This window comes from Gemmatimonas sp. (assembly GCF_031426495.1).
GTDB lineage: Bacteria > Gemmatimonadota > Gemmatimonadetes > Gemmatimonadales > Gemmatimonadaceae > Gemmatimonas.
This window is the reverse complement of the sequence record NZ_JANPLK010000066.1, coordinates 1-8010: the sequence shown is the minus strand read 5'-3', so window position 1 is coordinate 8010 and position 8010 is coordinate 1. Positions and strand designations below refer to the sequence as shown.

Below are 8010 nucleotides of genomic sequence, written 5' to 3'. Positions count from 1 at the left end.
CGGCCTACCGGGGGGCGTAACCGCGCCTCCCGGGGGCCCTTCGTCGTTTACCCCAACATCAAACCCCACCCCACCCCTTCAACGCTGACCCCTTGAACGCCTCTTGAATGCGGGCCCCCTCGCCTAGCCGCCTACGCGCTTGCCGCCGATCCACACCGAGTGCTGCTTGCGCACATTCGATATGTTCTCGAGCGGACTCGCGGTGAGCACCACGAAGTCCGCCCACTTCCCGGGTTCCAGCGTGCCGAACTCACGGTCGATCTGCATGCAGCGTGCGGCATCACGCGTGGCCGCGGCCAGCACCGCCCGCGGCGTCATTCCCGCCTCGACCATCATCTCGAGCTCCATCAGTTCGAAGTAGCCCTGAAAGCGACCCATTGGCCCTGTGTCGGTGCCCATGGCGATGCGCACGCCGGCGTCGGAGAGTCGTTTGAGATTCCGCATAGCCACCGGCAACTGCTTCTTGTACTGCTGCGCGGCCGCATTTGTGCGCGTGGCTTCCATCCGCTCCGGCTGCTGCAAGGTGGCCATCCACGCCTTGTTCGCGTGCGCCAGAAACAGTGAGTCGGTAAAGAACGCCGGCGTGCTTTCGTACACGAACGTGCTCACCTCGCGCATGAGCGTTGGCGTATAGCACACATTCTTCGCGCGGAGTGACGCGGCGAAGGCGTCGTTCACCTCCACGTCGCGCACACTGTGCGCCATGAAGTCGGCGCCGGAGTTTAGCAGGTCGACCGCGTCGGCGAAGTAGTACATGTGCGCGGCCAGGCGCAGTTTGCGCGCGTGCGCCTCATTGATCACCGCGCGATATACCTCGGGCGTCATCTTGGGGCCGAGGCCGAGGTTGTCATCAACGCGGATCTTGGCGACGTCCACCTGCTGCGCCGCCACGCCGGCTACCTGCGCGCGCGCTTCGTCGGGCGTGGTCGGCGTAAGCACGGGGCCGGCCACGAACACGCGGGCCACCAACGGCGACAGCGGCGCACCACTGCGCTGCGCAGTACGCTGCGACTCGCGCGCGGCGAACACGTCGGCCGGTTCACCGCCGAGCGAATAGAGCGTGGTCACGCCATACGCGGCATACGTCGCCAAATCGCCGGCACTGCTGGCGTGACCGTGACTGTTGATGATGCCGGGCATGATCACCTTGCCCGCCAGCGACACGCGTGCGGCCCCGGCCGGAATGGTCACGCGGGCCGAAGCGCCGGCGGCCACCACACGGCCATCGCGCACCAACAGCGTGGCGTTCGTGATCGGGGCGCGGTCGGTGCCGTCGATGAGCGTCGCGCCAGTGAAGGCGGTGGTTGCTCCGGTCGATGACTGCGCGCCGATCGCCACGACGGGAGACAGCGCGAGCACCAACAGGGCAGCAGCGGATGGTGCGAGACGGCGGAACATGAGACACCCGTTCGGGGAAGGACCTGTCCATAGCCAGCGGACGAACACCGAAGCACGTTACTACCCGGAACGCCCGTTCGCCCTCCCGCCCCGCACGCTGGACTCGATCATGATCAATCGTCGCGATTTCATCGGCCTCTCCGCCGGACTCGGCGCCTCGCTCGGCCTCTCGCCTCGCCTGCTCGCCGCCCTCAACAGCCTCCCGCAGGGTCAGCTGCTGCAGCGCGCTATTCCCAGCACCGGCGAGATGATCCCGGTAATCGGACTCGGGAGCTCGGCCACCTTCGCCACCGTGGCGCGGGCCGAGGACGCCAGCGCGCTCAAGGCGGTCTTTCAGGCCATGGCCGATCGCGGCGCACGTGTGTTCGACACCGCCCCGAGCTACGGCGCCTCCGAGGTGGTGGCCGGCGGCATCGTGAACGAACTCGGCATCGCCAACAAGCTGTTCTGGGCCGCCAAAGTGAACGTGGCCGGTCGCGGTGGGGCACAAGCCGATCCCGCGGCCGCGCGCGCGCAGATCGAGAAGTCGTTTACGATCTTCAAGCAGCCCAAGATCGATCTCATGCAGGTGCACAACATGGGCGACCCGGCCACGCAGCTGCCTATCGTGCGCGAGTTCAAGAAGGCCGGCCGCGTGCGCTACGTGGGCATCACGACCACGTTCCCGAATCAGTACGCGCAGCTCATCGAGGTCATGCGCAACGAGCCGCTCGATTTCATCGGCGTGGACTACGCCGCCGACAATCGCGATGTAGAAGACGTGATCCTGCCGCTCGCCATTGAGAAGAAGATCGCGGTGCTGGCCTACGCGCCGTTCGGACGCACCAGCCTGTTCCGTCGCGCGGCGGGCAAGGAACTGCCGGCCTTCGCCAAGGAATTCGACGCCACCACCTGGGCGCAGTTCTTCCTCAAGTTCACGCTCACGCACCCGGCCATCACGGCGGTCACGCCGGCCACGAGTCAGGCCAAGAACATGATCGACAACATCGGTGGCGGTATCGGTCGGCTGCCCACAGCCGCGCACCGCAAGCAGATCATCGAGTTCGTGGACGCCTTACCGCCGCTGCCGGGGCGCTGACGAACGATTGCGCTAATAAAGGATACGGCGTTTTGGCTTAATAGCGCCGTGAGCTAATCATGAACCCTTATTCGCATTGGGCCGGGGTGACGAACAGACAGAGCGCATCCCCGCCCGCCTGCATCTGGATTTCGCCGTCCTGAATCATCCCGAGTTTCTGCAGGACCCGGATCGAGCCGACATTCTCCGGCGTGACGATCGCCAGGATTCGCGTCAGCCCCAGCCTGTCACGGGCGTCGGCAACGATCGCGGCCGCCGCTTCGAACGCGTACCCCTGCCCGCGATACGCCGGCAGGAAGGCGAATCCGATATCGACGACGGGCAGCGCGTCTCGCTTGAGCAGTCCACACATCCCGATCGGTACGCCGCTCTCCCGCAGCGACACGCGGTACAGGCCGAACCCGTTCGTCGCGTAGGACGCCATCGGTCCGTTCTCGAGATAGCCGCGCGCGTCGTCTACGGTGCGCACACCGCGATCGCCGATATAGCGCAGCCAATCGGGGTCGGTGAGCAGCGCGACGATGAACGGCGCGTCGCTGTAGGTGAACTGGTCGAGCGCGAGGCGCGCGGTCGTGATCATACGCGATTCTGCGACGCACGTGTGCGCGCCGCAAGCTGCGCAGGCTCACACCGGTCGAGGGGTCAGCTTGACGACGCGTTGCTGGCCACAACCTGGACACACACCACACCCGTTCCCTTGGCCGGCACGAACCCCTCGCCCGGCAGCGATTCCGTGATGCCGGCCGGTAGCACGCGCTCACGCACGCGCGTGGCGCGGGTCCCGACGGAATCGGCGGCGAAGCGGAAGTGCATGTCGCGCACGCCACGATTGCGCCACACGATCTCATAGCTGCGGAACTGCACGTTCCACACGAGCGCGTACTGCAACGCTGGTTGCGTCTTCACACTGTGCCACGCGGTCGACGTGCCCTTCGCGTCGAGCCCACCCGAGCCCTCCGCGCGTGACAGAGGCTGGTCCATCGGAACCGATGGACACCCCGCCAAGCTCATTGGGGCGAACGCGATCGCGCCCTGCTGCAGTGACGCGAGGCTCGAACTGCCGACAACAGCGGCCATGGCCAGCACGATGCCGGCAAGGGCCGCCTTCTGACTCTGAGACATCTATGGCTCCGGTACGAATGTACGGAGTCTTGCGAAGCCAACGCGCGCCGGACATTGGCATATCGTCCTATTCAGCGCTCATGCATATCGAATGCAGAATTGTTCATCCCGCACCGGCGTGCGGCACGCTGTTCACTCTTTCGCGAGAGCGCCTGCATGTCTGACGAAGCCGAGAATTCTCCGCCGCGTAACGTCATTACCGCCGACGACCTGCGGCGCGTGGCCGAGTGGGCCGACGGCATGCGCGGGGGCGAGTACCGGCTCAGCATGAGCGCCCCACTACCCGGTGGCGGTACCGGATTCGGCCTAGAACGGATCGAGGGTAGCTCCGACTCAGTCGACGAGCTCGTCATCAGCACACCGCAGCGCGTGCCCACCAAGAAGTCGCCACCCGTCTTCATGCTGGTCGATCCCGCCACCGGCGAGCACATTCGCGTCGATACGCAGAAGCATGACGCGATCTTCTGGGGTGAAGTCTCCGCCGAGAAGTTTCTGATTCCGTACTACACGCGATTTCTGGATGATGCCGGCATGCAGAGTTTGCGTGAGGCCATCGCCGATCCGGATGTCATTGCCATCGCCCATGACTATCCCACGTTCCTCGACGTCGCGACGTCGGGCCGCGGCTTCGAGCCGCTCAGCGAGTGGGCGAAGCGGGACCGATCACGTCCTCCGCAATCGACCTGAACAACGGCGCGCTCGCCAGAATCCGTCGCGTTCCCGGTCGCGTGGCGATCATCGCGCGAAGCAGCTGCACGGCCTTGGCGCGATTGCCCAGCATCAGGTGCACGTACGCTTCATCGAACAGCAAATCAGTTTGCAGCACGGGATCGTTGGCGACCAGCGCGCGTGCTCGCGCCAGCCCTTCTTGGGCGCGACGTACATCCCCGGCGCGCGCCGAGATCGCCGCGGCAACGGCGTTTCGGTAGGCCTTCGCATATGCCATCTGTGAGGCGCGAGGCGTCAACGCCGCCATTGAATCCATCGTCGCGACGATCCGCCACGCCGCCGTGTCGTCTCCATCTTGGCGCGGCAGTTCGCGCATGACGGTGAGTTCGCACAGCCGGAACTGATAGTCGTCGGGGAAACTCTCGCGACCGCGCGTGCACCACATGCCGGCGTCTTTCGGATTACCCGCCGTGAGCGCACTGCCGAACAGCACCAGATACGCTTCCTGGCCGTTTTCGAGGAACGCGTCGTACTCCACCGCACGTCGCGCCGAGGCGACAGCCGTGGCCGACTGTCCGCGCAACAGCTGCTCCTTCGACAACGCCAGCCAGGCGTCGGCCTGCGACGGCTCCAACTCCAGCGATCGTCGCAAATCACGATCCGCCTGTGCGCGTCGTACGGTATCGGCGGCGCCGCCGACGACGGCCTGCGCCCCCGAGGAATAGAGCATGCCTCGCACGGTGAGTGCGTGTGCATTGTCTGGTGCGAGCGCCAACGCCGTCGTCGCATAGCCCACGCCACTGTCGGCCAACGCCGCCCTGCGCGCATCGGTGGCAAGACTCGCACGCGCCTTCATCACGCGCGCCCGCTCCACCCACAAGGCCGCCCACTTCCCGTCCTGCGCCATGGCGCGCAGCAGCAGTGAATCCGCCGAGACCAACAGCTGCTCAGCCGACTCGCGATCGAGGGCGTATCCATTGCGGATCACTCCTTCGGCATCCTCGCGCGAGCGCGCCGCCGTGACCAACAGCTTGCGTACATACGGATCGCGCGTGGCCTCGTCGGCGTCACGCACCAACACCTCGCGTCGCAACCGTCGCGCGAGGGCATCGGCCGCGAACCGCACGATGTCCCCCTCGAGCTGCAGCGCGTCGACGGTCGGTCGCTCGTACACACTCGACGCCACTTGATCGCGCGTCGCGGCGTCGAGCACTCGGACGGTGACGCGCAGCCGGTCGTCGCGTGATTCGAAGGCGAGGTCGACCAGCGTGCCGATACGACGCATGGAGATGAGCGAGTCGAGCGAGATTCGCCCCGACTCCATCGCGCGCACTTCTCCGGTGCTCGCGACCGCAAAGGCGTTCACGCTCAGCTGATTGGTGACGCCATTCGTGAGGGCCTCCTGCAGGAAACGCAGCGACGTATCGCGTAACGCCAACGAGGGCGAAATGATGGCCACGCGAGACACGTCGCCGCTCGCGGGTGTCGGGGACCTGCGTTGCTGCCATCCGCCGATCGCCACCGCGGCGATCAGCGCAAACACCCCCGTCGCCCACGGCAGGACATTTCGCCGGCGGAGCTCACCCGGCTCACGTGATCTGTTCGGCGCCGAACTCTGTTCCGACGCCGCGACCGTGGCGGCCGAGGGAGCCACCGCGGGTTTGGCGATGCCCGAGACGGGCGTGGCCGCGGCCGCGCGGAGCGCTCGTTCCGCGTCGACCACCTGTCGGTCGGGGTGGATGCCGAGGTCGGCCTCGAGCATCGCCCGATGCACGGCGATCACACGTAGTCCTTCGGCCCGGTCGCCGGCCCGGCCGAGTGCCGCGGCCAACCGCGCGACCGCTTGGGCCGAGCAGCCGTCCATCTCGACCGCCCGTCGCCAGGCGGCGATGGACTGGGAGAGCCGGTCGGCCGATTCGGCGCGGACCGCCGCGTCTATATACAGGCGAAGCAGTGTCGTCCGGACTCGTTCGCGCTGCGTGTCGACCCACATGGAGAAGCCCGGGGCGTTCTCCAGATACCAGCCGTCCAGGAACGCGCCGACGGGAATGCGCAGCAGCGCCTCGTCGTCGCGGCGGTCGTCGGCGTCGATGATACGGTCGAGATCGCTCGGCACCACACTCGGATCGAGCTCGACTTCGTCGCCAACCGAGCGGAGCGCGTTATCGCCGAGTTCGCTGCGGAGCTGGTACAGCGACTCGGAGAGGAGCTTCCGGCCGGCCTCCGCCTGGGCGTCCTCCCAGAGGAAATCGATCAGTCGTTCGCGGGTCAGACGACGCTTGGGTGCGCTGGAGAGAAGCACGAGCAATGCGAGACGCCGTCGATGCGCCGCCTTTCCGGCGACCGGCTGGCCGTTCAGCACCAGCCGCAGGCCACCCAGCAGCTGCAATTCGTGGTTCACCGGTGCCGCGTTCGACAGAAAATCGCCTCAATGCTCGTGTTCGATCCCCGGCCGAGAGCGGTCCGAGAACAGGTTGAGAGGCAGGAATATGGTACGCCGGTCACCAGAGCGCTGGTCCGGCGCTTCCACATGTTCCAACCTGAGCATTCTTCCCATGCGCGCCTCCGCGACTGCTCTCCATCAACCGGGCGCCTGCCAGGCCCCGTGCACCATGGTCGCCCCGCTCGCCGCCGCCGGGGTGCCGTACGGCGTGTTCAATGCGATGACGGGGGAGCTGTGGTGGGCCGAGTCGGCGCAGGGACTGCTGTCGCGCACTGAGCAGCGGGAGCTGGAACGGTACCTGAGCTCGGTGGCCCATGGGAGTTCAGCTGTCCACGCCTGCGTGGTCGGGGGTCGCTTGGAGCCAGTGGGTGTGCCCCGCGTGAGGCTCGCGGTCAGTGCGCATCCGGAGGTGAGTTCAGCCACGATCGTGGTCCTCACCCCTCGGCCCGCCGCGCCGCAGGGGCTGGCGATGGACCGGCTCAGTCTCCGCGAGCGTGCCGTGGCCGAACTGATCGCCCGCGGCGAGAGCACCAAGTGCATCGCCGCCGACATGGGCATCAGCGAGCACACGGTTCGGCGGCACACCGAGCACCTCTTCACGAAGCTCGGCGTGCGAACCCGCGCCGCCGTGGCCGCCATGGTGGCGGCGACGACCGTTTGACCGACCTCCGAGGTCGGGATTGATGTGAATCCTTTCAGTGCAACCTGCGGCGAGTTCTGCGACTGAATGAAGTGCTTTTATTGAGTTCCCTTATCGCTCCGTCTTCAGGTCGACGAGCTGCGCCAGCAAATCGTCGTCGTCGCGCGTGGGCTCGCCCCAGCTGTCGTGCACGGCCATGTGCTCGAGCCACCAGAGACCGGTGGCGGAAAGCATGGTGAAACGCCCTCCTGGGGCCGTGCGCATCATCAGCGACGGCTCGCCCGTGCACACTCCGCCATGCTCGCGCGTATTGCGCGCAATGAGCCGCTCGGCCTCGGCGCGATGATCACCTTCGCGCACCCAGGCGAATCGCGGCGGGGACTTGGGGTCGAATCGCATAGGGGTAGAGTGGTAAACGTGGTCGTGGGTCCGAAAGGTCCGCCAACAGCCGGAACACGGATCAGAAAATGGATGGCACGGGTCGCGGAGATAAGCAAAAGGCGTAATTGGCTTATCTGGGAGTCTTTCAAGGGGTTCAGGGGGTTCAAGGGGTCAGAGTCGTTTAACCTCGTTGAACGACTCTGACCCCATGAAAGCGGCGGTTGCGTATCAGTGACCTCTGCGCCCACCACAATCAAATCCGGGTTGTTGGGGTTGCCG

At 66.2% G+C, this 8010-nt stretch carries 8 protein-coding genes; 3 read left to right on the top strand and 5 right to left on the bottom strand.

Annotation, left to right across the window (positions count from 1 at the left end; genetic code table 11):
- Window positions 1-123: 123 nt before the first annotated feature.
- Complete coding sequence (locus tag RMP10_RS16710; RefSeq protein ID WP_310571311.1) at window positions 124-1398, bottom strand: amidohydrolase family protein; 1275 nt, start codon at window positions 1396-1398, stop codon at window positions 124-126.
- Here RMP10_RS16710 and RMP10_RS16705 point away from each other — a divergent pair.
- On the top strand, window positions 1397-2476 hold the full coding sequence (locus RMP10_RS16705; protein ID WP_310571310.1) for an aldo/keto reductase: 1080 nt from the start codon (window positions 1397-1399) through the stop codon (window positions 2474-2476). The genes RMP10_RS16710 and RMP10_RS16705 overlap by 2 nt on opposite strands.
- Window positions 2477-2543: 67 nt before the next feature.
- Here the strand turns inward: RMP10_RS16705 and RMP10_RS16700 are convergent, their stop codons facing one another.
- Together RMP10_RS16700 and RMP10_RS16695 are read right to left on the bottom strand one after the other, a co-directional pair.
- Complete coding sequence (locus tag RMP10_RS16700; protein WP_310571309.1) at window positions 2544-3056, bottom strand: GNAT family N-acetyltransferase; 513 nt, start codon at window positions 3054-3056, stop codon at window positions 2544-2546.
- 62 nt (window positions 3057-3118) lie between these two features.
- The gene (locus tag RMP10_RS16695) at window positions 3119-3598 is read right to left on the bottom strand and encodes a hypothetical protein (RefSeq protein ID WP_310571308.1); all 480 of its coding nucleotides are present in this window, start codon (window positions 3596-3598) and stop codon (window positions 3119-3121) included.
- A gap of 156 nt (window positions 3599-3754) precedes the next feature.
- Between RMP10_RS16695 and RMP10_RS16690 the strand changes: the two genes are divergently transcribed.
- Window positions 3755-4285, top strand: a complete 531-nt coding sequence (locus tag RMP10_RS16690) for a hypothetical protein (RefSeq protein WP_310571307.1) — start codon at window positions 3755-3757, stop codon at window positions 4283-4285.
- Here RMP10_RS16690 and RMP10_RS16685 read toward each other — a convergent pair.
- Window positions 4236-6668 carry a BTAD domain-containing putative transcriptional regulator gene (locus RMP10_RS16685; RefSeq protein ID WP_310571306.1) on the bottom strand — a complete coding sequence of 811 codons (2433 nt, stop codon included), beginning with the start codon at window positions 6666-6668 and terminating at the stop codon, window positions 4236-4238. The genes RMP10_RS16690 and RMP10_RS16685 overlap by 50 nt on opposite strands.
- A gap of 211 nt (window positions 6669-6879) precedes the next feature.
- On the opposite strand from RMP10_RS16685, the gene RMP10_RS16680 reads away from it, so the two are divergent.
- The gene (locus tag RMP10_RS16680) at window positions 6880-7371 is read left to right on the top strand and encodes a helix-turn-helix transcriptional regulator (RefSeq protein ID WP_310571305.1); all 492 of its coding nucleotides are present in this window, start codon (window positions 6880-6882) and stop codon (window positions 7369-7371) included.
- 90 nt (window positions 7372-7461) lie between these two features.
- On the opposite strand, the gene RMP10_RS16675 is transcribed toward RMP10_RS16680, so the two are convergent.
- On the bottom strand, window positions 7462-7749 hold the full coding sequence (locus tag RMP10_RS16675; protein ID WP_310571304.1) for a hypothetical protein: 288 nt from the start codon (window positions 7747-7749) through the stop codon (window positions 7462-7464).
- Window positions 7750-8010: the final 261 nt, after the last annotated feature.

Bases quoted from the DNA above. Each gene is read 5' to 3' on its own strand.
- RMP10_RS16705 (WP_310571310.1), top strand. From the start codon at position 1,397: ATGAGACACCCGTTCGGGGAAGGACCTGTCCATAGCCAGCGGACGAAC.
- RMP10_RS16710 (WP_310571311.1), bottom strand. From the start codon at position 1,398: ATGTTCCGCCGTCTCGCACCATCCGCTGCTGCCCTGTTGGTGCTCGCG.
- RMP10_RS16700 (WP_310571309.1), bottom strand. From the start codon at position 3,056: ATGATCACGACCGCGCGCCTCGCGCTCGACCAGTTCACCTACAGCGAC.
- RMP10_RS16695 (WP_310571308.1), bottom strand. From the start codon at position 3,598: ATGTCTCAGAGTCAGAAGGCGGCCCTTGCCGGCATCGTGCTGGCCATG.
- RMP10_RS16690 (WP_310571307.1), top strand. From the start codon at position 3,755: ATGTCTGACGAAGCCGAGAATTCTCCGCCGCGTAACGTCATTACCGCC.
- RMP10_RS16680 (WP_310571305.1), top strand. From the start codon at position 6,880: ATGGTCGCCCCGCTCGCCGCCGCCGGGGTGCCGTACGGCGTGTTCAAT.
- RMP10_RS16675 (WP_310571304.1), bottom strand. From the start codon at position 7,749: ATGCGATTCGACCCCAAGTCCCCGCCGCGATTCGCCTGGGTGCGCGAA.